Raw genomic sequence first — 25,341 nt, 5'->3', positions numbered from 1 at the left:
GCGCCGGACGGCCGGTCATCCGGCAGCGCCCCCGGCCCTCCCTAGGATGACCTCATGTCTCTCCCGCACGCGATCCTCACCGCCCTGCTCGAGAAGCCCTCGTCCGGCCTCGAACTGACCCGGCGGTTCGACAAGTCGATCGGCTACTTCTGGTCGGCGACGCACCAGCAGATCTATCGCGAGCTGGGAAAACTGGAGGCCGAGGGGTACATCCGGGCGCTGCCCCAGGAGCAGCACGCCCGCGGCCAGAAGAAGAGCTACGAAGTCCTGCCCGCCGGCCGCGCCGAACTCGCCCGCTGGACCGCCGCCTCGCAGGACCCGAAGCCGCTGCGCGACACGATGCTGCTGCGCCTGCGCGCCGCGGCCGTCGTCGGGACCGAAGGCGTCGAGGCCGATCTGCGTCGCCATCTCGCCCTGCACCGGCGTCAGTTGGCGGAGTACGAGGAGATCCAGGACCGGGACTTCCCGCCGGAGAAGAGCACCCCGGAGGACCGGCTGCGCCACCTCGTGCTGCGGGCCGGCATCGACCTGGAGACCTTCTGGACCCAGTGGCTGACCCACGCCCTGGCCGAGTTCGAGAGCATGGAGGCGGGCGACTGAGCGCCGCCCGGGAGCCGGGCCGCGGCCGCACCCGTGCCCGGCCCGGGAACACGTCCGTCCCGTACGGAATCCGGCGCGGACGGCCGGAACCGGCACCAGGCGGCTGTCCGTGGCCGAACCGGCACCAGGCGGCCGTCCGTGGCCGGGGCCGGCGGAACGGCCGTCCGTCGCGACGGACCCCGGGTCAGAGCCGGTGGGGCTTGGACCGGCGGCGCAGGAACCAGACCGTCGCCCCCAGGCCGGTCACGACCAGGACTCCGCCGCCCACGACCGTGGCCGTGCCGTAGTCCTTCACGGCTCCGCCCAGCCCGCCCATGACGCCCAGCGACGGCGACGGGGAGACCGTCGTCGAGATCGTGGGGGTCGCGGGGGCCACGCTGGCGGCGACGACGATCGCCTGGGTACCCGCCGTCGTACCGTCCTGGCAGACGACGATGACCGTGAACGTCCCGGGGCTCACGCCCGTCCAGGCCGCCGACTGGTTGCCGCTCGTCCCGGTGAGCGACATCTGGCGGCCCTGGGCGAAGTTCGTCTGCCCGCTGGAGAGCAGCGAGGCGTTGCCGAAGCTGCTCCCGTTGCTCGGGCAGGCGCTGGTGGTGACCGAGACCGAGGTGCCACTGGTACTCACGGAGATCCCGGAACCCCAGGCGACGGCCGCCGGGGCGGCCAGGGTGAGCGGAAGCGCAGCGGTGGCGGCCACGGTCAGGCCGGAGCGGAGAAGTCTCTGAGTGGTACGCATAGGAACTGCCCTCCAGCGGCACGGTTGGCGGTACATCCCATGCACCACCGAGGATTGGAAAGGCCCGTACTGCCTCGGTGCGAGCCAATGCGCCCGGGCCGGGGCCCGCATGCGGACGGGGACCGGCCAGGTGACGAATTCCATCGTCCGGCGCACTGCCGACGTACTGTCGATGCGCTGTCGATGCGCTGTCGATGCGCTGTCGATGCGCTGTCGACGCGACCGGCGGCCCGCGTCCTCCGTGCGATCCGCGCCGCCGCCTCCGTCACCGGGCGCGGGGGCGCCTCACTTCCCGCCCGTCACTTCCCGCCCGTCGTGACGGAGCGTTCCGCGGAGAGCGCGCCCCAGGTGCCGTCCGGCAGCTTCGCCCGGATCCGTACCCGGTGCGTCACGTCCGCCTCGCGGCCGATGTAGAAGCTGTAGGTGCAGGTGCCGCTGGGCGGGCTGCCGCCCCAGACGAGTGAGGTCACACCGCGCCCGTCGAGCTGGATCCGGTACTCCGTGACCACCCCGTCGACCTCGGGTGCGGTCCACGCCAGGTCGATGTAGTACGCCCCGTCGCGCCGGTGGGCCGTCGCCCGGAAACCGGCCGGTGCCGTGCTCCGGTCGTCCGCCGGCCCCGGCGCGGTGGTGATGCGGACCGAGCCGCTCGGCGCGGAGACGTTGTCCGCGGCATCGCGGGCCCGCAGGGTGAACACGTACGCGGTGTTCGGCCGCAGCCCGGTGACGACGGCGGCCGTCTGTGCGCCGCCCACACTGTGGATCTTCGACGTGCCCTGGTAGATGTCGTACGACACCACGCCCCGAGCGTCGGACGCCTTCGTCCAGGACAGTTGCACGGCCCGGCCCCCGAGGGCCCTCCCGCGCGGGCTCCCGGGGCGGGTGGGCGCGGTGCGGTCGGCCGCGACCGCCGCCGGGGTGGTGGCCCGCACCGGTCGGCTGAGCGGCCCCGGGACCCCGTCGGCGTTCCGGGCCCGGACCCTGAAGACGTACGAGGTGGACGGTTCGAGCCGGGTGATGTCCACCATGTGCTCCGAACCCGATACCTCCTTGACCTTGGTGGTGCCGCGATACACCTCGTAGCGGGTGATCCTCGGGTTCTCGGTGGCCAGGTTCCACATGACGTGCACGCTGGTCGAGCTGCCCGCGGCGGCGGTCACGCCCGTCGCCGCGGCAGGCGTCCGTTCGTCCCGGCCGGACTCCGGGGCACCCCATCCGCAGGAGACGAGCGCGAACAGCGCGCCGCACACCAGCGCGCGCGGGACGGCGGGGGGAATGCGTCGTCGCACGGGTCAGCCCTCCCTCGACGGGATTGGTCTGTACCTATAAGACATGGGTGACGCGGCCACATCAAGAGGGTGGGCGTCGTCGACCGGGCCGACGCGGGGGTATGCGTGCCGATTCTCGGCGCGGTGTGAACTCTCCCCATCGTCAGGGGAGTTCCTGCCCGCGGCGCGGAACGCCGTCGTCGCCGATCCCGCGCCGACGCGTGCGGCCGAGCGGCCCGAGCCGGGTCCGGCTCGAGTCCTCGGCCGTGCGACTCCCGCGGGCGCGGCCGTGCACCGTCCGGCCCCCTCCCGGTGGCCGCGCCGTCAAAGGCCCACCAGATTTGGCCAAATGAGCGTCCATGTCCCCCAGGAGAGGGTCTCCCATCGTGCGTGTCCAGTCGCTGACGCTGGCCGGGGCCGCGGCGGCCGCCCTGCTCGCCTCGGCCCCGGTGCTGCTGTCCACGACCTCCACCACGGGCCGCCCCGGAAGTTCCGCCGCACCCGTGCGGGAAGGCTCCGTCCGGGCCGCGGACCTGCTGGCGAAACTCGGTGGCTGTACCGCCGTCTCGCACGGGCGTTACCGCAGTGACGACGGCACCCGTGCGGACATCCCGGTCTGCGGCGCCCCGGACGCGGTCTTCTGGACGGCCGACATGGACATCGACTGCGACGGCAGAGCGGGACCCTCGTGCAACAGCCGTACCGACCCGCTCTTCTCCGAGTCCACCGCCTTCCAGCAGCCCGACGGCCGGTACCTGAGCGCCGAGACCCTGCCCTACATCGTCGTACCGGCGCCGAGCGTCATCTGGGACTACCGGGACCACGGCATCGGGCCCGGCTCGGTGGCGGCCGTGATCTACCGGGACCGGGTCCAGTACGCCGTCGTCGGTGACATCGGCCCGCAGGGCATCATCGGCGAGGCCTCGTACGCGACGGCCGTGGGGCTCGGGGTGCGCCCCGATCCACGCGGCGGCGGCACGCCTTCCGGGGTCACCTACCTCGTGTTCAAGAACGCCCGGGTGTCACCCATCCAGGACCACGCCGCGGCGGTGGCGGCGGGGGAGAGGCTGGCCCGGAAACTCCTGGGTGACGGCTGACAGTTGACGTTCGACGGCTGGCACCTGACACCTGACATCAGACCCTGGCAGCCGACATCTGACCCTGGCAGCCGACTGGTGGCATGTCCGGTGACGGCCGACGGCCTTCTGCGACGGTCGGCGGCTTTCGGTCGTACCGGCGTCACACGGCGGCCCAGCCGTTGTCGACGGGCAGGATCACGCCGTTGACGTTGCTCGCCGCGTCCGAGGCGAGGAACACGATCGCCGCGGCCTGTTCCTCGGCCTCGGCGAGCCGGCCGACGTTGCCCATGTAGGCGCCGAGGGCGGCCGGGCCGTGGGCGCCCGCCTCGATGTCCACGGTGATGCCGGTGCTGGTGCCGCCCGGGGCGATGGCGTTGGCGCGGATGCCCTTGTCCCGGTACATCACGGCGAGGGACTTCGTGAGTCCCACGACTCCGTGCTTCGAGGCGGTGTACGCGGCCCCGGCGGCGCTGCCCCGCAGACCCGCCTCCGAGGCGGTGTTCACGATGGCCCCCTTGCCCGCGGCGAGCATGTGCGGCAGCACCGCCCGGGTGAGCATGAACGGGGCCGTGAGGTTGACCCGGATGACCCGCTCCCACTCCGCGTCGCCGACCTCGGCCACCGCCGACATGCGGTCCATGATCCCGGCGTTGTTCACCAGCACGTCCACGCCGCCGAACCGCTCGACGGCGGTCGCGGTCACGCGGTCGACGACCTCCTGCTCACTGAGGTCGCCCGTCACGGCCACGGCGCTGCCGCCGGCCGCCTCTATCTCGCCGACGACCGCCACGGCGCCCTCGGCGTTGAGATCGGCCACGACCACCCGTGCGCCCCGGGCCGCGAAGGCGAGGGCGGTGGCACGGCCGATGCCCGATCCGGCGCCGGTGACGATGACACTGCGGCCGTCCGGTTCCGTGCTGCTCATGACGTTCTCCCAGAAGCGTGTACGAGCGTCGGCGAAGTGCCGCGCGCCGCCACAGTACGACTTATTGTCGCTGAATGACAGAAAGTCTTCGAGGGAATCCGGAGATCGCTAGAATCGCCGCAGCCGCGATCCCGGGCGGCATTCGAGGGACGGAACCGAGAACCGAGGAGTCATCAGTGCCGGACGGCGCGATCGGCGAACACCCCGGCCAGGGACGCGGCCGTACCGGGCGGCCGCCGCTCACCGACGAACGCAAGGCCGAGATCCGGCAGGAGATCGCCCGCGCCGCGGTGGAACTGTTCGTGGACCAGGGCGTGGCCGCCACCACCGGGGACCAGATCGCCCAGGCCGTCGGCCTGTCCACGCGGACCCTGTGGCGCTACTTCCCGGGCAAGGAAGCCTGCGTGAGCCCGCTGTTCGCGGCCGGGATCGACGCGATCGCCACGGCGCTGCGGGCCTGGCCCGCGGGTGTTCCGCTGGAGGACGCCCTGGAACAGGCGTCCACGAACGGCGAGGTGCTGATGGCGCGGCCGGAGCCGCCGAGGGTCCGTACGCTGCTGAGACTCACCCGGACCGAGCCGGGACTGCGTGCCGTCTGGCTCCAGGCCCATGACGAGGCCGAGCCGGTGTTCGCCCGCGCGCTCGCCGATCGCGCCGGGCTCGGCGCCGTCGATCTGCGCTCGGAGATCCAGGCCGCCATGCTCAACGCGGCGCTGCGCGCGGCGGTCGAGCACTACGCATGGCGCACCGACGAAGCGGAGCCCGATCCCGCGACGGCCCGGTCGGAACTGGCCGGGACCATCCGCTCGGCCCTGACCTTCGCGGCGACCGGAATCACCTGACCCCGGTTCTCACCCGCCCCGGTCCCTCCTCACGCCTTCCGGTAGGTGTACGCCTCCGCTGCCGCCGCCTCCACCGCCGCGAGGTCGGCGCCCGCCGAGGCCGTGACGACCGCCGCCACCGCGCCCTCGACGAAGGGAGCGTCCACCAGCCGTGTGCCGTCCGGGAGTTCGCCTCCCTCGGCGAGCAGCGCCTTGACGGTGAGCACGGCACTGCCCAGGTCGGCGAGGACGGCGACCCCGGCGCCGCGGTCCACGGCGGCCGCGGCGGCGGCGATCACGTCCGCGCTGGTGCCGAGGCCCCCGTCCAGGGTGCCGCCCGCCGGCGCGACGGGAGCGAGCGTGCCACCACCGGCCAGGCCCCTGGCCAGTTGGGCGACGGACGCGGCGACGGCGGCACTGTGCGAGACCAGCACGATGCCCACGAGTCCTTCCTCGGTGTCACTCACCGGCCGCCTCCACGAGTGCCGCGATCAGCAGGGCCGAGGACGTGGCGCCCGGATCCTGGTGCCCGATGCTGCGCTCGCCCAGATAGCTCGCCCGGCCCTTGCGGGCCTGCAGCGGCGTCGTCGCCACCGCGCCCTCCTCGGCTGCGGACTTCGCCGCGGCGAACGACTCGGCGAGCGCGTCGACCGCGGGGACCAGAGCGTCGATCATGGTCTTGTCGCCGGGCGCGGCCCCGCCCAGCGCCATGACCGCGTCCACGCCCGTGCGCAGCGCGTCCGTGAACTGTTCGTCGGTGACCTCGGCGGCGTCCCCGAGCGCCTTGCCGGTCCGGCGCAGCAGGGTGCCGTACAGCGGCCCGGACGCGCCGCCGACCGTCGATATCAACTGCCGTCCGGCGAGGGTGAGTACGGCGCCAGGAGTGTCCGGAGCGTCCTTCTCCAGCGCGACGGCCACGGCGGCGAATCCGCGCTGCAGATTGCTGCCGTGGTCGGCGTCGCCGATGGGCGAGTCCAGGTCGGTGAGCCGCTCCGCCTCACGGTCCACCGAAGCGGCGGTTACGGTCATCCAGCGGCGGAAGAAATCGGCGTCGAGCACGGAATCTCCTTGCATGGTACGAATGTCGACCTGTTGACCTGATGGTCGGTCAAGGACCGCTGGGCCGGATCCGGTGGACGTTCCCGGCCCGCCGACCCGGGTTCACACGCCCCAGCGCAGCCCCGGAGTCTTCACCGGCGCGTCCCACAGACGCAGCAGTTCCTCGTCCACCTGGCACACGGTCACCGAGGCGCCCGCCATGTCGAGGGAGGTGACGTAGTTGCCGACCAGGGTGCGCGCCACGGGGACGCCCCGCTCGGCCAGTACCCGCTGCACCTCCGCGTTGAAGCCGTACAGCTCCAGCAACGGGGTGGCGCCCATGCCGTTGACGAGGAGCAGCACGGGATTGCGCGGCGCGAGGTCGTCCAGGATGGCGTGCACCGAGAAGTCGGCGATCTCGCGCGAGGTCATCATCGCGCGCCGCTCCCGGCCCGGCTCGCCGTGGATGCCGACCCCGAGCTCGAGCTCCCCGGCCGGCAGATCGAACGTCGGGCTGCCCTTGGCCGGAGTCGTGCACGCGCTGAGTGCGACACCGAAACTGCGGGAGCTCTCGTTGACCTGCCGGGCCAGCGCCTCGACCGCCTCCAGGGGCGCGCCCTCCTCGGCGGCGGCGCCCGCGATCTTCTCCACGAACAGCGTCGCGCCCGTGCCGCGTCGCCCGGCGGTGTACAAGCTGTCGGTGACGGCCACGTCGTCGTTGACGAGGACCTTGGCGATGCGGATGCCCTCGTCCTCGGCCAGCTCGGCCGCCATGTCGAAGTTGAGGACGTCGCCGGTGTAGTTCTTGACGATGAACAGCACGCCCGCGCCGCTGTCCACGGCGGCCGCGGCCCGCACCATCTGATCCGGAACGGGGGACGTGAAAACCTCGCCGGGGCAAGCCGCCGACAGCATCCCGGGGCCCACGAATCCGCCGTGCAGCGGCTCGTGCCCGGACCCGCCGCCGGAGACCAGGGCGACCCTTCCCTCGACCGGGGCGTCCCTGCGTACGATCACGCGGTTGTCGACGTCCACCGTCAGCTCCGGATGGGCCGCCGCCATGCCCCGCAGCGCGTCCGCCACCACCGTCTCCGCCACGTTGATGAGCATCCTCATGGGTACCTCCCGGTGAGATTAGCAGAAGGGTTCCTGGCCTGCGTTTTCCCTGGTCAAGCCTGGTGCGGACGGTTCTTGATCTTGACGCTTCATGGCGCTCGTTGTCGGGTTCTGGCGGTACTGATGCTGACCCGATGCTGACTTTAGTGACGGCCTGTCAGGTGTGTGGAGTGGTGAGAGGTGAGTCGGTGGGAGGGCTGTCACTCCCAGTATTGACCTTGCGGTAGCGAAGGTCACGCGTGCGGACGCTCGGGGATGTGCGCGCATGCTGGAACCGCTCTCTGCGTCTACGTCTGGGGCGGGGGACGGGGCTGGACCGGTTCCGGGCGGCGATCGGCTCCTCGCACGTGCAGGCTGGCCGGCGGGGCCCCAAAGCGGTCCCAGCCCGGTCTGCCGAGCACGTCCGAGCAGCAAGCGCCACCTCATCGTCGACGGGCGGGGCATACCGCTCGCGGTGTCGCTGACCGGCGGAAACGGCGGGCGGCGTGACCCGGCTTCTGTCTCTGCTGGGCAAGATCCCGGCGATCGCGGGCCGGGTGGGCAGACCGTGCCGACGCCCCGACGCGTTGTCGGCCGACCGCGGCTGCGACCACGACAAGTACCGCCGTGGGATCCGACCCGTGAGCGTTTTCCAGCCTCACGCTGACGCGTGGTGAAGGACGAGGGCAGTCTTCACGATGTCGGTGATTCGGTTGGTGCTGGGGAGGGCGCCGTGATCCCCGACAGGGTGAAGGCCGTGGACGGAGCACTCCCACATTGGGGTGGGGAGGACGACAAGGACCTGCCGCGTTTCAACCCCGAGCACGGAGCACCCTGTTTGTAAGCACTTTTTTGAGCTCCACTGCACGGACCGGAAGTGGCTCCACGGCGTAAGAAGTTGATCTGGCTCCACTGCGGGCGGAGCCGCGAAAGACTCACCGGAAACGGCCTGGCTCTTGCCGCCTTCAACTCGAACACGGGTTCACTGGGGTCGGGTGATCATTGATACGGTCCCGTCATGGCTGGAGTACGGGGATCACCGAACGGCCCGGTTACCGCGGCCGATGTCGAACATGCCGTCCGTTTGGCGCTCGCCGCTCTGCGCGGGGCGACCGCGCCGGACTGGAGTGCCAAGGCCGGTTCCTTGGAGTGGGACTGTTGGGAGACGGTGGAGCACCTGGCCGACGACCTGTTCTCCTACGCCGTCCAACTGAGCCCGGCGAGCCCGCCGCTGGACACCCACGTGCCGTTCGCGTGGAGCCGCAAGAGGCCGGGCGGCCCCGCGAATGCTGTCTTCGCGGACCGCGAGGCCGGCCCAGCAGGTCTGCTGCAAGTACTTGATGCCAGCGGCGCCTTGCTGACCGCAATTGTCCGCACGACGCCCCCCACGGTCCGGGCACATCACGTCTTCGGCCCCGCCGACCCCGAAGGCTTCGCCGCGATGGGCATCGTCGAGACCCTGGTGCACACCCACGACGTCGCCGAGGGTCTGGGCCTGGACTGGACCCCGCCCGCAGACCTGTGCGGCCGGGTGCTGGACCGGCTCTTCCCCGATGCCCCGACCGATACCGGCCGGTGGCCAACCCTCCTCTGGGCCACCGGCCGCGCGGAACTTCCCGGCCGGCCGCGCCTTACCGAGTGGCGCTGGTACGGCACTCCCCGCGCTGACAGCAGGCCATAGAAGACCGTCAGCCCAGCCGGGTGCCCAGCGAGATCCACCCGCATCCGCCAACGGCACCCAGCGCCGCACCGAAGGCCGGCGACGTTCGCGAGTACGCCGACAGGAAGGTCCGCGGCGTGCCCTCCTTGGAGCGAATGCGCTGCTCCGTCGCCCGGCGACGGCAGGGTGTGCGTCGATCACGGTCGTGCCGGGAGGCCGGGTGAGTTTGTCGCGCGCTGAGCTGTTCGCGGCGATCCGGAGGGGCAAGCGTCTCGATCCGGAGATGTCGCAGCGAACTCCGGCGGAGAAGTACGGGGTGCACCGACGGACGGTGTGCCAGGCTCTGACCTCCACGGTTCCGCCGCATGGGCGGTCCGCGACCTGAGTAGAGCCGGGTCAGCAGCGTCCACACACCTGTCGGGGGCGCGCTGACGGAGGTCTGACCGAGACTCCAAAATACCCCGCCGACCACACCATCAGGCGAACTCAGAACAACTCAAAAAGTCATGAACCGCCCTCTTGGAACCCTTGGGGGATTGGTCAGAGGTGCCTTGGCGCAACTTCGCGGCCGCCTGTCCGCCGAGGAGCAACTCCTTCTTCCCTGTGGGGACACGCCCGCGACGGTCGGCCTCGGTGCACACGACCTGCCACATTCAGCTCATGGCATAGGTGTTGAGGCGGGCACGCGTGAGCGCCACGTACAGGGCGCGATGGTCCTCCCGTGCCGGGTCGAGGCCGTGCGCCAGGGCCGAGGCGTCTGCCGGGCTCAGCTTGACCGCTACCGTGTTCCACTCTCGCCCTTTGGACTGGTGACAGGTAAGGCCAGGTCTCAACTGGTGGTATGCGAGACGGAGTTGTAGGCGCTCCAGTGCGCGGAGCGGTTTGCGCGCGAGTTGTGTCGTAGCGATCTCCGGAATGAGGTCCGCGAGACTGGGAGCCAGTCTCTGCCACACCAAGGCCGGTTGGTGACCGTTCTTGAGGTCAGCCACCGTGGCCTGCAGGCAGGGGCGGATCGTTGTTGCTAGCACCTCTTTGTCCAGCCCGAGCGTGACCAGAGCATCGTGCAGAAATACTGCCTGTGTGCCCAGCGCATTCTGCGCGATCTCATTGAGGAGCAGGGTGCAGATCGCCTCTTGAACCTGACCGACACCAGGCTTGATGGCGAGGGGCAGGACGCACGGATCGCACTCCCACAGTGCCTTCCACTTGAGTGCGAGGACCATGTCGGCATCGCGGGCAGAACCGGCTGGCAGCGTGACGGGCACGCGTCGTCGCAGGCGCCGCGTAAGCCATGCCTGTCTGTCGGTTCCCCACCGAAAGGAGTCGTCCAGGTAGTGCGTGGAGAAGCCGTTCTCCCTTATGTATGCCGCCATAGCAGCGGGACGGGCGCCTCTGAACTGGTAGAGGGCCTGCCACGGATCGCCGACCAAGGTGAGAGAGCTGGATGCTGACGCAGCGAGTGAGAAGATGTCCCGGTCCAGATCGTTGGCGTCGAACACCTCATCAACCGTCAACGAGCGCACCGAGGTCTCGAAGTACGAGATCAGTGCTCGGCGTGCGGGACCAGCTGTGAGGGCCTCTTGAAGGACCTCCCGTACGTTGTCATGGGTACATGCGCCAGCGGAGACCGCTTCCTTGAAGTGCATGGCTGATGGGTGGCTCGCGGTCTGGGGCTCGTTGACGGTTCTTATGACGACGTGGCCGCCGTCGACCCGCAGAACGGGCTTTATGCGGCTGGGTTTTGTCGGGAGGGCTGTCCGCCATGAGTCCAACACGTCAATTTCCGTGTGTCCTCCTGGCCAGTGCAGAACGCCTTCATTGAGCAGGTGGAAGAGCAGGTCGCGCAGAAGGGTGTCCAGGGTCACGATACGGTGCGGCCAGCGCAGTGATGCCGACCCCCATTGCCGGGCGACACGCGTTCGCAGTTCCTCGGTGGCTGACCTGGTGAAGCTGACCGCTACGACCGCGCGTGCGTCGGTGGGGGCGGCAAATCGGTGCAGGCCGAATCGCAGGGCCGACACGGTGGTCTTTCCGGAGCCGGGTGCCGCTTCGACGTAGACGCGGCTGTGCGGGCTGCCACTTGCGGTGAGCTGCTGTCGTGTCAGTGCGTGAAGCCCTGTGCTGGATCTAGGCATTGTGCTGTCCCTGTGGCCAGGGACCAGGTATCTGCACGTGTGTGGGCCAGCCTCCTGGCTGACGACTTGTTGTCTGGTTCTGCCGGATTGGACGTGAGCGCAGAAGATCGTCCCAGTTCTGGGTTTCCTGCGCTTCGCCTGCCGCGGCCTCGAACTCGTGCTCTGCGTCGATGGGCTCGACTTCTGGCCAGTATGCCGGGTCGTCGAGATCGTCATCCGATTCGATGTTGTCTGGCAGCTTGTCCCAGATGTTGTCGGGAGTAAGCCACCCCGGCGGCTCCATGGCGGCATCCTCGGACGTCAGATCGCCGGTGGTGTCTGGAGTGGCGGCCGGATACAGGAAGTCGAAGAGGTCCTCGAGGTGCTCGGGGACCGTCACGAGGGAAAGGCCGTCGGCCGCCTCGCGGTCGGTGTCGTTGGCTTCCCGGAGCACTGCGGCGAGAGCGAGGGCGAACTCGGCCTTACGCCGTGCACCCCGGCCTTCCTTGGCTGCTTCCTCGCCGTTCTTTCCTGCTCTTCGGCTGGCGAAGTAGGACCGGACGCTGTCGACGGTGACTTCAGCCAATGGATGGTTTGGGTCGACCGCTTGTTGGGCTTCCGCGACAAGGCTCTCGTTGCCCGGAGTGATCGCCGGCTCGAGGGTGGGATGACTGATGAAAACCTGGACTACGGACCTATCGTGCTCTGCAGCCCACTTGGGCACGTCGCGAGCGCTGTCGAAGGGAAGGTCGCTGTCGCTGTCACGGAGGATGGCCAGCTTTGTGCACAGCTCCTTGCCCGGTGTCGCCAGCAGATGGGCGGCCCACTGGCCGACTTTGGTGCCCATCGGGACGATGCTCAGGGCATCGATGAAGGCTTGCTTCGCTTCATCGTCGCCTGCCCAGGCCCAGCCGAACTCGCGCACCACCGCGCCCTCGGTAACTCCTTCAACTAGGAGCAGGCGTTCGGCGAAGAGAGCTGACGAACGACTCGCGTCGAGGTGCAATCTGGCCATGCGGAGCGTGGCATCGCGATGCTGGGACGGGACCACGTCCTTGACGCAGCGGCTCACACTTCCATGGTCGGTGCGACGCACGACGACGAGCTCCGTAGGGTCGCACGCTGTGATGATGTCAGTCGCGTGACTGGTGAGGATCACCTGTAGCTCGGGGCGCGCTTTGACGGTTCTGCGCAGGTAACGGACCAACGAGTGCTGCAGCTGAGGGTGGAGATGGGCTTCAGGCTCCTCGATGATGACCGTTGCGTGAAACGGGGCCGTGGAGAAGAAGGAGTCTTCCTCGGAGGCCGCCTCAGCATGCGCTTGAGCTAAGTTCTCGAACGCTTGCCGCGCCTGCTCCTCCTCGGACGGGGATTCGTGGTCGCTGCTTTCCGGTGGGTCCGCGGAGGCGAGGGGGACTTCTGTTGAATCAGGTATGGCAGCCAACGTCACGGCAATATGAAGCAGGTTGACGTACCCAAGGCCAGAAACTTCCAGAGGACGGGCTGCGGAACGCCCTTCGATCACGGCGAGCATGATTTCCAGGACGCGGGCGAGATAGGTGTCGTCGATGACCTGGCCGCGCACGTAGGGCCATTGTGGGCTCACGCCAGCCGACAGTCTGCCCAGCTGATCGCCGATGCGGGCCTCAACGGCGTCGATCAGGCTGTCCTTGGCTAGATCCTCCAATAGTCGGGAGGCACGGGCCCGTAGAGCCACTAGGTTGCGGCTGCCATGGAGTTCCTGCTGCCGTGCGCGTAGCAACTCCACCAAGATGCGCACCTCGCGGCGTGCCAGTTCGTCCAGTGGATGACGCCAGGCGGGAAGATAGATGAGCTTGAACTGGTCGACCCTCCGGGCGAGGCCGTGGCTGCTTGTCAGGCGCGAGGTGACTGTCCCCAGTTGTCGGTGCAGGGAGACACTCCAGGATTCAGCTTCTCCACCGGGCCGCCTGTGCCCTGTGGTGTGTATCTCGTGGCCGAGGCGCCCCTCGGCTTGGAGGTCGTCGGCCAGGTTGTACGTGATGTCGATGCTGCGCTCGACGCCGGCATCAGGGGATGCCAGCGCGGCTGAAGTCGGCCTCGGGAGCACCGGAAACCGGTTCCCTGGGTGCGCGAGGTAGAGCGCGTCTGTGAGTGTGGTCTTGCCCGCGCCGTTCGGCCCGATCATCACACTGAACCTGCCCGGAAGGTCGCAGCTCATTGGTATTTCTGCGCTCGCACGCAGACCGCTCACCTTGACGCGACTCAGATACATGGCAGGCCCCCTGATCGACTCCGTCACTCTGTCGACATCATCGCTCAGCGGTGCGCAGATTCCCCTCCGGAACGCTGTGTCCCCCAGGGTGACTTGCCCGAACGGGACCATTGCCACCGCCGCGATCCGCAGGCAGCACAGGACGGCGCCAAGCATCGAGGCGGGTGGCCGGCCTACGCGGGCCGCTCCTTGCCGGCGGGCAGGGCCGGAAACCGTCGGCTGACCGAGCGGCGGGTTGTACGTGAAGCATCGGAGCTGCGCCGCTTTGCCGCTGGCCACCTTCGCCGGGTTTGTGCGCGGGCGCGGACCCGGCCGAGACCGCCCGGCGGCCAGGGAACAGTGTGGAGGTTCCCTGCCCCAGTACGCGAAGTGTCTCTATGACCGGCGCGGCGCAGCGTTCAGTACTGCTCGGTCTCGACGAAGCCGGTTTCCGTGTCGTCGCTCGCGCCGATGGGCGTCGGCGGCGGGCGGGTCGAATCCGGGCGGGCTGTTTTTGAGGCTCAGGCCAAAGCTGGCCAGCTTCGCCTGAGATTGTTAGAAGACAACTGCCGCTGGAGGCAATGCCCTCATCGCGGCATGACGAAAACAGTCCGAAGCCGAGGAAGAGACTCAGACCACCAGCTGGCCGGTAGAGCGGCTACGAACTGATCACTGTCAAGGTCCCAAGAGGGCGCCTCCTTCGGGAACTTTGTCTGTCTCGACACAGACCGGCGCCGACATACTGCCACCATCTGATGCACGTCCACCCCAACCCGATGCCCCCGGGAACCACATGGTTCCCGGGGGCATCGGCATATCCGGCGAAGACTTCACCGCGCACGACGCCTGCGGCAGGCGCAGCGCCCGGTTGGAAGGATCAGACATGCATGACGGCCACCGACGCGAGGGCTCCAGCCGCCCAGGCGAGCAGCACAGCCTGACCCCTGGTGAGGCCGTTGTCGTCGGCCCACCGCTTCGCGAGAGCTCGCACGATCACACCGGTCACCGCCGCAACCTGATTCCTGGACATGATCAAGTCCTTTCGAGAGAAGGGAAAGACGCCCGTGTTGGCGTCGTGGACTCACAGAAGCAGGGCAAAGCCGCAGGCGACAACGGGCAAAGGAACGCTTGCAAGTTAGAGCGGCCCGGGACGGGAGTACTCGGCTGGTTCTGCTGCCCGCTGCGCCTCTACGCTGTCCCGCATGGCAGTTGAACCCCGTGTCCTGCAGCGCGACGACCTCCTTCGCGCCGCGATGTCTGCCGGCTTCGGCGCGATGACCGAGAGGCGGCTGGAGGACTTCCGTCAAGACGGCCTCATGCCGCGCCCCGTGCGCGTCGGCAACGATGGGCGCCAGCCCGTTTGGATCTACCCGCTTGGCAGCGACCAGCAGCTCGTCCGACTCCTGCGTTGGCGTGAGCACACGCAGAACGTGGACGTGCTGCGCGTCGTGCTCTGGATCGAGGGCTTCCCCCTCGCCCTGGACGCAGTCCGTGCATCGGCGACCGCCGTGCTGACCAGGCTGTTGCACGAGGTGGAACAGGACCTTCAGGCCGAGGCATCTCGCCAAGGCCTCGACCCGGTTGCCGAACAGGACGCGGTGGTGAGTGCCGTCGCTATGACCATGGCTGCTAAGCGCGGCAAGAACGCCCTGCCCCGCCCGATCCGCGTCCCGGCCGGCGAACGGGCAACAGCGGTCGCGCATCTGCTGCAGATCTTCGCTCTCGGCAAGCAGCCGAACGTGACAGAGGAGGAAGCGGAGACGATCGAGAAGGTCCTCGGCGTTTCCCCGGGCAGACGACAGCGCGTGGAAGACGTCGATCCCTGGCTGACCGGTCCGGCGAGCGCCCTCGTTGGCGCCGCTGACTTCGTCTCCCTGCCGAGAATGGCTGGAGCGCTTGCCGACGCCACCGATTCCGAATGGGAGGAAGCCCGCTCCCCAGCCGCAGCCCTCTTCCTCCAACTCCCCGTTGTCACCCGCGCTATCGCCGCCATGACCGGGAAGGAGAACTTCGCAGGTATGGGCGGGCACATCGCTCTTGACAGCGAGCCCATCATGGCCGTCTTTCTGGTTGCCTTCGCCCTGGGAGCACGCCGGGCCGACTGGTCCGGCAACGTAGAGGGCTTGAGTGACTCGCTGGCGCCATGGCCCGCCTTGGTCGGCGAGATGAAGCAGGTGCTGGACATGCCGCAGCACGAACTCGACCACAATCTCGCCGGCCACGGGCCCGAGATGCGGGACCGCACCCAAAGGATCATCAAGGCCCTCCTGGAGGGCGAATTGGATCCTGGTCCCAGACCTACGTGCTGACGCATGAATCGCGACGCAAGGCAGATCTTAGGCTTCTCCTATGAGTACGGTGCGCGCCCGGGTGTGGCGCTTCACGATCGAGAAGGGGCAGGCCAGCGCGGAGGCTGTCCAGGCTGTCGAGATCGGGCAGGGCTCGCTGCCGGTCTCTTTGGCCGCCATGGTCAACATCAACGCCCTCGCCTGCGACCTGCGTAGGACGGTCGACCAGCGTGTGCGCGATCACGAGATCAGCCTTCTCCTCAGCTACATCATCGGCGGCCAGGGCAAAGGACCGTTCGGAGTCGAGTGCCCCGCCCTCGACTCCAGCGCCGGTCACATCCAGCGCTTTGTCAGCGAGTGCACCGGGCTCGGCGTGATGACCGCCGCCAGCGAGGCCTTGTTCGACTGGAAGCCCGGCGCCAGCGGACTGAGCAGCTTCGACGTGCTGCCGGGCAAACTCTCCGGGGTCTACTCGAAGACGGGTGTGCGGCCAGATCTGCTGTACGACCTGGCAGCGGGGCCGGTCGCTGGAGAGGCACGGGGACGGCGACGGCGCGCCAAGCAGATGTTCCCAGCGGGCAAGGGCACCCCAGAGCAGAGGAAGCGATTGGAGAAGCTCGCGCAGTGGTCCGTTGACCATGGCGATCACGCCTACTTCATGAGCTGGGTCTGGCTTGGTGCGGGCGGCGTCTACGTCGACATCTTCCTGCCCGACGGCTCCGCCGCACTGACGGGCCTCAAGACCGGATGGATCGACGCCCCAGGAGACGCAAAGCCCTGGCAATTCCGTGTTCCCCGGCCCGATTCTCGCCGTGTTGTGGACCTGGCCCCGGAAGGGAACCTCATGGGCGACCTTCCGAGGCCGGAGTTCAGGGGTGAGGGGGCTGCCAGCCGGGCGGCGATCAGCCGGGTGGGACTGGTGGCCGAGGAGGCGATGGACCGGGCCTTCAGCCGCGAGGAGCACCAGCTCGGCACGCTCGCCGACGTACCGGTCCGAGGACGGTGGATCCGCGGCGACGCCCTCGGCGAGGCGCGTCACGAGGTACTGCTCGGAGTTTTGGGCGAGCGGGTAGAGGTGAACCGCCGTGCTCAACGCGAGCGGCTGGCCACCCTGACGGGCGATCGGCTCGATACGTTCCTCGACGGCCGCCTGCTCACAGTCGTGCGCTCGGTCGACGGCCCCCGACCGAGCTGGGACCGGATCAGCGGAGAGTTGGTGGAGCAGTCCTGAAGCCCGTATCGCGCACGTCGGCCGGCAGGCTAGCCACCGGAGTTTGGTCTTGGCAGCTGGCGTGCTGCCCGTGGTGCGTCGCCACGCTGCAGCGGTGATGTACCAGCCCTACTGGCTGGAGATCCCTCCCAGCTGCGTCTGCGCATCTCCTGCTCGTGGCCTGTAAGGCAGCGCAGCTGCAGTTCGTCACCGAGGCTGATCACCCCCCAGTCGTGACAGGCGTCGCATGCCTCGCACGCCCGTACGGCTCCGTCGATCGCGAGGGGGTGGGCGTGCGGCATTATCAGCGTTTGACCTTCTGTCGTATCCGCGACGGGACATCGAGCGCAGGCTCGACATGAGGGTGATGGCGACTTTTGAATCTTGAATCTCCCCACCCCGTGCTCGGGGGTGGGACAGACCTGCGCGCCTTGATTCCCCACCCGCAGGCCGCTGACCTGCGGACGGGCACCACAAGGGAGGGGCCGCCCGATAGCCAGCCAGGTCCAGGGACGGGGCGGACTGTCCAGGGTGGGCGAAGCCCAGCGCGTAGCGCCGCCGAAGGCGCCCTTGACCGGCCGGCACGGCCCGCACACTCCACGAGCGGGCGGCCCCGGCCCTCATTGCCCACAGCAACCGAGTGGGGATCGAAGAGCATCTGTGGGGGAAATTGCGAATCCCCATCAAGAGCCGGACCCAAACGAAACCGCCTAGGTCGTACTCGCTGTGCGGGCCCCAGCCGATGTGCCGGGGTAGGGGCAAGCGTCCGGAGTCAGGTCCCGGTGAAACTCGTTGAGTGACTTCGGGACGGAGTGCTCGTCGTGCGCCTACTCGTGGATGCCCGGCTCTCGCACTGACATCGGTTCGGTTCGAAGGCCAGTCCGGGCGCGACCACCTACTCTGGTTCATCCTGCGATCACGCGGATCGCGGCTGGCGTGGCCGTGTTGACGGAGATGCCAAATCCAGCGGCGAACTGGCCGAGGGGGTTGTGCCAGCGCAGGTACGCCAGGCCGGCCAGAGTGTGCTGGTGTGGTGGGAGCTTGCAACGACGATCACGTGTGCACGCCGACCTGGCTGGATTGAGCACCACGGCCTCGACGTCGACCACGCCCTTGGGTATGACCGTGATCGCCATCTACCCCCGCCCTTCCCATCAGCTCGGCTACCCTACGTTCTATGAGTGGGACTGGGGGTGACGAGATCAGCCTGGAGTGCCAGCTTCCCCTGTACAAGTACGTCACCGTCAACTACGAATCTGAGTTCTACCTCAACTAGGCGAAGTCGCAGCTGGAACCTCAACCCTAGAGTCAGGACACAACCAGGAACGGTTCAGTGGTGGACGAGCAGTTTGGACTGGAGACAGTGGCGGCCGAGCAGGCCGTCGTTTCTGTGTTTGAGCAGATTGTCGCCGTCCTTGCACGCCAGGCGAACGCGGCGATCGATGACGCGGCTCTGTTCCGACTGGCGGACACGCTGTTTGCTGCGTTTGCCCGCGCGGGTGAGGACGGGCTGACAGCTGAGCAGATCAGGGCGGCGTGCTCCGCCTTCCCGGACGAGGTGGTCGACAATCGGCTGGGCGTCCTGCGGAGGCTTGGAGCGATTCAGCCCGCGTTTGATAAGCCCTACCAGCGTGAGTACCGGGCCTCGTTCACTAGCTACGTGTCGATGCTGTTCGTCCAGCGGATGCTGGCCCGTGGGGGGCAGTCGGAATTGCATCAGCTTCTGACGATGGAGAAGATCAGGCTGGAGGGCGGGCAGGGTACACCCGAGGAAGCCCTTGAGGTTGTCGTCGGAATAACCACGGCGCTCCGGCTCCTCGTCGCCGAGCTTGTGGCGCTGACCGTCGGCGGCACCGTGGAGGCGCTGCGGGAGCGCGCGCCGCTGCTGTGGAACGCGAAGTCGCTCATCGACCAAGCATCTGCGGTGCATGAGATCTTGCTGGAGTTCTGGCCGGGGCTCAGCCGCATGTGCGGGGAGCTGCGATCGGCGATCGCAGCCTACGAAGATGCTTCGACGAACGCGTCGGCACGCCTGATGACCGCAGCGGGGACCACGAGGGCGCTGAACCTGCTACCGCCCGAGATGTGGAAGCGCTTTGCGCGGCGGGCAACCGTGGATGAGCTCGCGGCGGTCCTGGCTGATCAAGTCTTCGACGCGCCTTCCCCGTGGCACGATGTCGCCGACCTGGCGGAGGCCGTTGCTGGTAGGTCGCAGCCGAACGGCAGCCGTTCGACGCCGCCGCGTTCCCGCGTTCCCGATGGCGATGAGCAGCCCTCCCAGGAACGGTCAGACGCGGAGGCCGAGCGACTGGCGGGAGTCGCCGAAGAGGTGCTCAGTGGCCGGGACTCTGTTGCGGTCGAGCAATTGCTGTCGGGCATGGACTGGGTGACGGCGCGCCGCGTGCTGGCCGACCTAGTTGCCGCGAGCAACAACGACCGGCTCGGCTACCGGCTGACATGGTCTGGCCCTGTCCAGGTACGGGCGGGCAGCGTGCCGTCCTGGCTTACTCCTGGCGTGTTCGAGCGAGAGCGGAGGCCCATGTGACTAGTGCGGAGGCGGCGCTCTGGTGGGCGAGGGCGCGAGCCGAAGGCCCGCTGCGCATGCCGTCAGCGACCAGAACCCCGGCAGGCATGCTGCGATTAGTGGAGCGAGGTGGTGAGCGCTGCTGGCTGCTGCCCCGCCCGCCCGACGACGTGACGCCTGCCGTGCTGCGCGAGCTGCGGATGCAGGTGCTCCCAGTGGAGTTCCCAAACGAGACAAGCCGGGTCCTAGCCGCGGCGCTGCGCTGCTGCTGGGCCGACGTCCAGACAAGCCCATGGCCGGGACAGCCGTCGACGACCCGCGAGGTGCTGGATGTAGTGGACCAGCTCATTCCCGGACGTGGGGAAGAGGTGCTGCACCGCCTCGGAACGGGGGCGCTCCGACGTCTGCATGCTAGCCGGTGGCTGGACGTCGATGATGAGGCGCAGAGGGTCTGCCTTGGCCCCCGGGTGGCTACATGGCCGGAGCAGGACCTTCCGGCGCTGCGGGAGTTGCGCCGGGAGCTGCCGCTGCCGCGGTCTGATCGGGAGTCGGACCGATGAGCGGCTTGTTCGATGATCTGCTCCAGCCGTTCGGCGATAAGCAGCGCGACGCGCTGGTCTCGGCCTGGGCCGCGCTTGAGTACGGCAGCGAGCCCGCCAGTGAGGCCGCGCTGCCCGCACTTCGGGACGCGGCGCTGCGCCACCTGCTTGACCAGATGCTGCACAGGACCGGCCGCACGCTCGTCCACGCGGGCGCCTACCTGTGGACATCGGGGTACCGGGACGACATCGCCGCGGAACTCGTGGCGAAGGGCTGGGGGATATTGCCGCCGCTGGAGCGGGCCGCGCTGATATTGGTGCTGATCCACTCGGTCGCCATCCCTCGGGCAGAGGGGCGTCTGGTCGGGGATGACTGGCAGTCACCCCATCCGACCACACCGACCCGCCTGCGGAAGCTATCGCAGGTTCACGGGCAGCGGCGCTTGTCCGATGCCCTGCAGTGGCTGCGCGCGGCCGGGTTGGTCCGTGCGGTGCGCGGCTCCGATCCCCAGACGGCTGGCGCCTCCTACGTCCCTGGGTCGGCGTTACGTCGGCTCACTCCCGCCGCGCGGCAGCGTCTGCAGGAGAACCTAATCCTGGCCGTAGGCCCGGATACCGCGCTCGCAACGGCGATCATGGTCCGCCGGAGCTTGGGCCGCCCCCAGAAGTGACAATCTCCCCGAGGAGTGGTTCATGAGCGGCAGCACGCCACCAGAAGAGGACATCGTCGGTGACCGTGTCCTGGTCGGCCTTCAGAGCGTGCGCGTCTCAAGACTGTCCACGCATCCCGTTCCGATTGCCGCGGGCACCCTCATCGCCGTGGCCGGGCAGGGGCCGAAGGACTCCAACGGGGCGGGGAAGTCGTCGCTGCTGGCCCAGATCAGCTTGCTGCATGCCGATGAGCAGTGGCGATTCGGCTCTGGCGCGCCCGCTGCGGTCGACCTGTTGTTCAACTCGGAGGACGCCGGCGGTGAAGACCGTTGGGGTAATGCCGACCATGGGTACGTCATCGGTGTGTTCGCTCCTGCCGCCGGGACCCTTGATCAGCTTCAGGCCAGCGCCCTGACCGTGTGGATCCGGATCGACCGCAGCAGCCAGAAAGGGCCCCGACTGAAGTTACGCTGGCAAGGCGGGCTGCATCTACCCGTTGGGGACAGCGAGGCCGACCGGGAGCAGGCTGCTGACTCGGTTTGGCAGACCCTGCCCCTGCGGGCTAGGCGGCAGGATGTGGCGGCCCGTGATCTCCCGCGCACCCTCTACGGGGAGCACGTGCGGTGTGTGTCGTTCCTGTCGACGTCAGTGCGGGCCAGCGCCGCACCGAACCTGCTCGCCCAACCGCTGAACGAGATCTCCAAGCGGCGGATCTTCGAGGCGATCGCTGCACTCACCGGGATCGATCGCGAGCTAGAGAAGGAACGCCAGGCACGCCGCCACGAGCACGACCTCCTCCAGAAGGCCAACGACGCCGAGTCTGACCTTGCCACCTGGGAGGAAAGTGCCCAGGTCATCGAGGGCGGTATCGACGCCCGGGACCAGGCGCGTGGGCGAGTCGCGGAAGCTGCCGACCGCTGGCGGTCGCGCACGGCACGGCTGCTGTGCGATGCCCTCCAGCGCAACGTCGAAATCCAGGCCGAGGTTGCTGGGATTGATACCGAGATTGAGAAGACCAGTCGCACGGCACAAGAGCTGGTTGGCCAGGTGGCGGAGCTGGCCGATGACAAGGCATTCACACGACGGCAGCAGGCCGCGATGAGCACGTTCGACAGGCTCGACGGCGATGACCGTGAGCTGGGCAACCAGATTGCAACGTTGGAACACCAGATCGAGGAGACGGACCGTCGGCTGCGCGCAGCCAGGGAATCAGCCCGTGATGCTGACGGCCGTGACGAGCCAACCGCCAACCGGGAACGCGCCGATGCGGACACTAAACTGGAAGAGGCGGTCAAGGCAGTTGGAGTGGCGGAGAAGGCGCTCTCCGACGCCGAAACAAGCCTGCGGGACGCGGAAAGCGGCAGGGACCTGGCCCGGCAGCAGATCGACGTCCTCGCAGCCGAGGGGATTGGCGGCATCTGCCTGCTCGACGCAGTTGTCCTCAACGCCCAGCAGAGGCCGAAGTGGGAGCCAGTCCTCTGGCCGTATCGTGAGGCGGCTGTCGTGGACTCCGGCGATCTCGACAGGGCCAGCGTACTTTTGGCGGGCGTACCCGGCTCGACCTTGATCGCCGCCAATCTCACTACAAGTGCGGGACACGTTGGCCTCCCGAGCAACGCCGACCCGCAATACGACTTGAGCGGCTTCCTCGCGGCCCTTGACGCGCGAGTCACTACCCGCGCCGACCCTGACCGGGTCCACGACGACGCGGGTGTTGTGATCATCGGCGGGTTCCCTAGGCCCGTGACCGGCCGTGCCGCCCGCATCGCCGCCGCACGGGAGCGCGTTCGCCAAGAATCCGAAAGCCATCAGCAGGCCGAAGAGCGATGGAAAGCTGCCGGTCAGCAAGTCACCGCCGCTGAGCGTCGGCAGAGGGGCGCAGGAGCCGCAGTTGAGGCAAGCCAACTGGATGTTCAGATTGGCAGCCTGAGGAAGAGGGATCAGGCCATCCGGGACGAGCGAGCGAAACTCGCCCCGGCGCTCGCTGCTGCAGTCTTCGAGCGGGACGAGGTGCTCCGACTGGAGGGTGTCCGTCAGAAGCAGATCGAGTCTCTGCAACATCAGAAGACCACCCTCGACGACACAAATAAGGCACGGCGAGAGAAGCGGGAGAACCTTAAGAAGGAACAATCGCAGCTCGGCCTTTCGGAACTGACCGCTCAATGGGATGGCACCCTCGACTCTGCCAGCGAGCACCTGCTCGCTCTGCCGGACAACCAGCAGTCCTGGACGGCTGGCGACTGGTGGGAGGAAGCCAGGGACCTGATCCGTACCGCGATATCCGAATGCTTCCCTCTCACCGCTTCCAACAGCATGCCGACGGAGATTACTGGGCTGTTGGAAGAGTTCAACCAGCGCGGAGCCGGCAGCAGCCAGCGGGCCCAGGCCGCCTTCGCTCCGCTGCGCCACGCACTTCACGTCTACTTGCGCCACCTGGAAGGCACCGACCAGTACGAGCGCCAGCAAATCGCCATTCAGCGCAGGGAACGCCACGAGAGCCTTGGCGCCGCGCGGATCGGCCACAGGGAGGCGGTTCAGGCCAGCCGGGCCTACCGAGGGGCGCTCAGCTCCGCTATCAAGAAGAAGCTAGCCGACGTCGCGACCCAGTTCGACCGGCTTGACAGGGCCTACGGTGGGTACGGGGCCTCGCTGCAGTACGACGAACCTCCGCCGCCGGGCGATCCCACCGAGGACTGGGGCTGGAATGTTGCACCGACGTGGCGGCGCGCCGAGGGACGGCGGCACATCCCCTACGACCGGCGGGCCAACACTGCACAGATCGATGATCGGGCGATCAAACTCGTGTGCGCTGCCGCAGCCGCAAGCGGCACTGGCCGTCCGCTAGTCCTCGTTCTGGACGAGCTCGGCCGCAACCTCGGTAAGCAGCACCGCCGCGAGGCAGTCGCCCTGCTCGGGCAGATTGGCAGGGAGAGCGGCATCACCGTTATCGGGGCACTGCAAGACGATATGGAGTCCTATGCCATCGACGCCTGCGGCGAGTACGTCAAGCTGCGCCGCAGCTCAGACTCTAGCCCGTACAACGAGCAGCCCGTCGTCGTCGGCTATGACGAGCACGCCCCGCGTGTCGAACTGCTCCGTACCTGGCTGACCGGCAACGAGTACCGTGAGCCGGCATGACCGCCCGCTCCCGCCCGCGCGGCTTTGCGATGCGTCACCTCAGCGTCTATCCCGGCCTCACCACGTACGCCGTCCCCCTGCCCGACGGCAACTACAGCACCGACCGCAACGGCAATCCGAAGATCACGCGCGTCACTCTGGAACCGGAAGGCTTCCCGGCACCGCACCGCCCGCCTGGCCTGACTGACAGCCAGTGGGTCTTCGCCACCAACGGCCCCCGCCGATGGCAATCCGCCGTGACCACGTTCGGCGTCCGTGCCGAGGCCATAGCCGCAGAGCTCGCGCGCAACGGGTGCATCGTCCTCGAATGCGACTTCCGCGACGCCCGCGTGGTCCTGCCACCCCGCGGTTGGGTGCCTCATCCTGACCTGCATGCGGCCCGGCAAGAGCACACCAGCCAGCGCGCCGCCCGGAGGGCCGCTCAGGGCGACGAGGCACACCGTCTTGCTGTCGAGCTTGCTTCCTTTCCGGCTGCCGGCCCACTGGTGGCCATCCTCAGAGCGCAACGGGACGGGGCCTATCGTGACCACGTCATCGAGGCCGCCCGCGCCCTTCTCCCCGACGAGACCATGACCGGCACGGGCGAGGCCGCGCCGTGGGCCGCTGTGCGGTGGCTCAAGCGCGGAACGAAGGCGGACTACGACAGGGATCAGGAGCCGCTCGCTGAGGGCGGCCAGGGAGCGGTCTACGGCGGCGTGCACAGGCACACCCGTATCCCCGTCGCTATGAAACAGCTCCGCTACGGCGATGAGGACTCTATGCACCGCATGGGCCGCGAGATCTCCATCGGGCGCCTCTACGGAGAGCACCCGAACGTCATGCCAGTGCTTGACTCTGACCCGGACGGGCGGTGGTTCGTCATGCCGCTTGCGAACGGCAGCGCCGCCAGCCACGCAGAACGTTTACAGAGGGATGCCGGAGCCCTCCGGGACCTCGTCACGGCGGTCTGTGAAGGACTGCGCCGTCCACACGCCGACGACCGGATCCACCGCGACATCAAGCCAGCAAACGTTCTGCTCCTCAACGGCAAGTGGGTCGTGGCAGATTGGGGGCTTGGCCGTCACCCCCGAGGGGAGACTAGCGTTCCGCGCCGAACTCGGACCGGCACCGGTTTCGGGTCCGAGGGATTTGCCGCGCCGGAGCTGTCGTCCGGAAACCCCCATAACGTGGCGGCTGCTGCCGACATCTACAGCATCGGACGGCTCATCGCAGCCATCCTGACCGGGGAGCGTCCAGAGCAGAATCTCCCGCTGCTGCCCGCACACGGACCATGGCGAGCAGTAGTAGAGGAGACGACCCGCCACAAGCCGACCGACCGACCGCAGGACGTGGACGAGTTCCTTAGCCTGCTCAAGGACATCCCGTGAGCGTTTCCACGCCGTCCCAGCGTTGCCAGGCATTGAGCCTGGTTCGCCCCAG

General features: G+C 68.3%; 19 protein-coding genes and 2 pseudogenes. 10 read left to right on the top strand and 11 right to left on the bottom strand.

Translation table 11 applies throughout. From position 1 onward, the window contains the following. Positions 1-54: 54 nt before the first annotated feature. The gene (locus ACH4S8_RS08625; protein WP_398391967.1) at positions 55-600 is read left to right on the top strand and encodes a PadR family transcriptional regulator; all 546 of its coding nucleotides are present in this window, start codon (positions 55-57) and stop codon (positions 598-600) included. Positions 601-784: 184 nt separating this feature from the next. Here the strand turns inward: ACH4S8_RS08625 and ACH4S8_RS08620 are convergent, their stop codons facing one another. Next, complete coding sequence (locus tag ACH4S8_RS08620; RefSeq protein WP_398391966.1) at positions 785-1,339, bottom strand: hypothetical protein; 555 nt, start codon at positions 1,337-1,339, stop codon at positions 785-787. A 299-nt stretch (positions 1,340-1,638) separates the two neighbouring features. Continuing rightward, positions 1,639-2,628 carry a fibronectin type III domain-containing protein gene (locus tag ACH4S8_RS08615; protein ID WP_398391965.1) on the bottom strand — a complete coding sequence of 330 codons (990 nt, stop codon included), beginning with the start codon at positions 2,626-2,628 and terminating at the stop codon, positions 1,639-1,641. Between the two features lie 365 nt (positions 2,629-2,993). Between ACH4S8_RS08615 and ACH4S8_RS08610 the strand changes: the two genes are divergently transcribed. Further along, positions 2,994-3,704 (top strand): glycoside hydrolase family 75 protein, encoded by a 711-nt coding sequence (locus tag ACH4S8_RS08610; protein WP_398391964.1) that lies wholly within the window; start codon positions 2,994-2,996, stop codon positions 3,702-3,704. A gap of 142 nt (positions 3,705-3,846) precedes the next feature. Here the strand turns inward: ACH4S8_RS08610 and ACH4S8_RS08605 are convergent, their stop codons facing one another. After that, on the bottom strand, positions 3,847-4,611 hold the full coding sequence (locus ACH4S8_RS08605; protein ID WP_398391963.1) for an SDR family NAD(P)-dependent oxidoreductase: 765 nt from the start codon (positions 4,609-4,611) through the stop codon (positions 3,847-3,849). Between the two features lie 176 nt (positions 4,612-4,787). Here ACH4S8_RS08605 and ACH4S8_RS08600 point away from each other — a divergent pair, with 176 nt between their 5' ends. Beyond that, a complete protein-coding gene (locus tag ACH4S8_RS08600; protein ID WP_398391962.1) occupies positions 4,788-5,453 on the top strand; it encodes a TetR/AcrR family transcriptional regulator in 666 nt (221 codons plus the stop codon). 29 nt (positions 5,454-5,482) lie between these two features. On the opposite strand, the gene ACH4S8_RS08595 is transcribed toward ACH4S8_RS08600, so the two are convergent. The 3 genes from ACH4S8_RS08595 to dhaK form a co-directional block, all read right to left on the bottom strand. Beyond that, a complete protein-coding gene (locus ACH4S8_RS08595; protein WP_398391961.1) occupies positions 5,483-5,899 on the bottom strand; it encodes a PTS fructose transporter subunit IIA in 417 nt (138 codons plus the stop codon). Then, entirely contained in the window at positions 5,892-6,491 is a 600-nt protein-coding gene (gene dhaL / locus ACH4S8_RS08590; RefSeq protein ID WP_398391960.1) for a dihydroxyacetone kinase subunit DhaL, read from the bottom strand. Before dhaL ends, ACH4S8_RS08595 begins: the two co-directional genes overlap by 8 nt. A 102-nt stretch (positions 6,492-6,593) precedes the next feature. Further along, positions 6,594-7,586: a dihydroxyacetone kinase subunit DhaK gene (dhaK, locus tag ACH4S8_RS08585; RefSeq protein ID WP_398391959.1), complete on the bottom strand. Its 993-nt coding sequence runs from the start codon at positions 7,584-7,586 to the stop codon at positions 6,594-6,596. 997 nt (positions 7,587-8,583) lie between these two features. Between dhaK and ACH4S8_RS08580 the strand changes: the two genes are divergently transcribed. Further along, positions 8,584-9,246 (top strand): hypothetical protein, encoded by a 663-nt coding sequence (locus ACH4S8_RS08580; protein ID WP_398391958.1) that lies wholly within the window; start codon positions 8,584-8,586, stop codon positions 9,244-9,246. Positions 9,247-9,878: 632 nt separating this feature from the next. Here ACH4S8_RS08580 and ACH4S8_RS08575 read toward each other — a convergent pair. From ACH4S8_RS08575 to ACH4S8_RS08560, 4 genes and pseudogenes are all read right to left on the bottom strand, one after another. Next, positions 9,879-11,360 carry a UvrD-helicase domain-containing protein gene (locus tag ACH4S8_RS08575; RefSeq protein WP_398391957.1) on the bottom strand — a complete coding sequence of 494 codons (1,482 nt, stop codon included), beginning with the start codon at positions 11,358-11,360 and terminating at the stop codon, positions 9,879-9,881. Continuing rightward, positions 11,353-13,506: an ATP-dependent nuclease gene (locus ACH4S8_RS08570; protein ID WP_398391956.1), complete on the bottom strand. Its 2,154-nt coding sequence runs from the start codon at positions 13,504-13,506 to the stop codon at positions 11,353-11,355. The genes ACH4S8_RS08575 and ACH4S8_RS08570 overlap by 8 nt, the downstream gene beginning before the upstream one ends. A 485-nt stretch (positions 13,507-13,991) precedes the next feature. Continuing rightward, positions 13,992-14,121, bottom strand: a pseudogene (locus ACH4S8_RS08565) (DNA-directed RNA polymerase subunit alpha); the annotation flags it as partial. Between the two features lie 328 nt (positions 14,122-14,449). Further along, entirely contained in the window at positions 14,450-14,602 is a 153-nt protein-coding gene (locus tag ACH4S8_RS08560; RefSeq protein ID WP_398391955.1) for a hypothetical protein, read from the bottom strand. A 172-nt stretch (positions 14,603-14,774) separates the two neighbouring features. Between ACH4S8_RS08560 and ACH4S8_RS08555 the strand changes: the two genes are divergently transcribed. Together ACH4S8_RS08555 and ACH4S8_RS08550 are read left to right on the top strand one after the other, a co-directional pair. After that, positions 14,775-15,881, top strand: coding sequence for a hypothetical protein (locus tag ACH4S8_RS08555; RefSeq protein WP_398391954.1), 1,107 nt, complete (start codon positions 14,775-14,777; stop codon positions 15,879-15,881). Between the two features lie 40 nt (positions 15,882-15,921). Further along, a complete protein-coding gene (locus tag ACH4S8_RS08550; RefSeq protein ID WP_398391953.1) occupies positions 15,922-17,091 on the top strand; it encodes a hypothetical protein in 1,170 nt (389 codons plus the stop codon). A 917-nt stretch (positions 17,092-18,008) separates the two neighbouring features. Here ACH4S8_RS08550 and ACH4S8_RS08545 read toward each other — a convergent pair. Next, positions 18,009-18,125 (bottom strand): annotated as a pseudogene (locus tag ACH4S8_RS08545) (transposase family protein); the annotation flags it as partial. A gap of 281 nt (positions 18,126-18,406) precedes the next feature. On the opposite strand from ACH4S8_RS08545, the gene ACH4S8_RS08540 reads away from it, so the two are divergent. From ACH4S8_RS08540 to ACH4S8_RS08525, 4 genes are all read left to right on the top strand, one after another. Then, entirely contained in the window at positions 18,407-19,615 is a 1,209-nt protein-coding gene (locus ACH4S8_RS08540; protein ID WP_398391952.1) for a hypothetical protein, read from the top strand. 535 nt (positions 19,616-20,150) lie between these two features. Then, entirely contained in the window at positions 20,151-20,804 is a 654-nt protein-coding gene (locus ACH4S8_RS08535; protein ID WP_398391951.1) for a hypothetical protein, read from the top strand. A 22-nt stretch (positions 20,805-20,826) separates the two neighbouring features. Continuing rightward, positions 20,827-23,922, top strand: coding sequence for a hypothetical protein (locus tag ACH4S8_RS08530; RefSeq protein WP_398391950.1), 3,096 nt, complete (start codon positions 20,827-20,829; stop codon positions 23,920-23,922). Beyond that, positions 23,919-25,289, top strand: a complete 1,371-nt coding sequence (locus ACH4S8_RS08525) for a protein kinase (protein ID WP_398391949.1) — start codon at positions 23,919-23,921, stop codon at positions 25,287-25,289. The genes ACH4S8_RS08530 and ACH4S8_RS08525 overlap by 4 nt, the downstream gene beginning before the upstream one ends. Positions 25,290-25,341 lie beyond the last annotated feature (52 nt).

Origin of the sequence: Streptomyces sp. NPDC021080 (assembly GCF_044333225.1) — a bacterium.
In the GTDB taxonomy this organism is placed as follows: domain Bacteria; phylum Actinomycetota; class Actinomycetes; order Streptomycetales; family Streptomycetaceae; genus Streptomyces.
Note: the sequence above shows the minus strand (reverse complement) of the source record. Positions and strands in the feature narration are given on the sequence as shown.

Coding starts and splice junctions, on each gene's coding strand:
- ACH4S8_RS08625 (WP_398391967.1), top strand. CDS start 55: ATGTCTCTCCCGCACGCGATCCTCACCGCCCTGCTCGAGAAGCCCTCG.
- ACH4S8_RS08620 (WP_398391966.1), bottom strand. CDS start 1,339: ATGCGTACCACTCAGAGACTTCTCCGCTCCGGCCTGACCGTGGCCGCC.
- ACH4S8_RS08605 (WP_398391963.1), bottom strand. CDS start 4,611: ATGAGCAGCACGGAACCGGACGGCCGCAGTGTCATCGTCACCGGCGCC.
- dhaK (WP_398391959.1), bottom strand. CDS start 7,586: ATGAGGATGCTCATCAACGTGGCGGAGACGGTGGTGGCGGACGCGCTG.
- ACH4S8_RS08580 (WP_398391958.1), top strand. CDS start 8,584: ATGGCTGGAGTACGGGGATCACCGAACGGCCCGGTTACCGCGGCCGAT.
- ACH4S8_RS08575 (WP_398391957.1), bottom strand. CDS start 11,360: ATGCCTAGATCCAGCACAGGGCTTCACGCACTGACACGACAGCAGCTC.
- ACH4S8_RS08570 (WP_398391956.1), bottom strand. CDS start 13,506: ATGATCGGGCCGAACGGCGCGGGCAAGACCACACTCACAGACGCGCTC.
- ACH4S8_RS08560 (WP_398391955.1), bottom strand. CDS start 14,602: ATGTCCAGGAATCAGGTTGCGGCGGTGACCGGTGTGATCGTGCGAGCT.
- ACH4S8_RS08555 (WP_398391954.1), top strand. CDS start 14,775: ATGGCAGTTGAACCCCGTGTCCTGCAGCGCGACGACCTCCTTCGCGCC.
- ACH4S8_RS08550 (WP_398391953.1), top strand. CDS start 15,922: ATGAGTACGGTGCGCGCCCGGGTGTGGCGCTTCACGATCGAGAAGGGG.
- ACH4S8_RS08535 (WP_398391951.1), top strand. CDS start 20,151: ATGAGCGGCTTGTTCGATGATCTGCTCCAGCCGTTCGGCGATAAGCAG.
- ACH4S8_RS08530 (WP_398391950.1), top strand. CDS start 20,827: ATGAGCGGCAGCACGCCACCAGAAGAGGACATCGTCGGTGACCGTGTC.
- ACH4S8_RS08525 (WP_398391949.1), top strand. CDS start 23,919: ATGACCGCCCGCTCCCGCCCGCGCGGCTTTGCGATGCGTCACCTCAGC.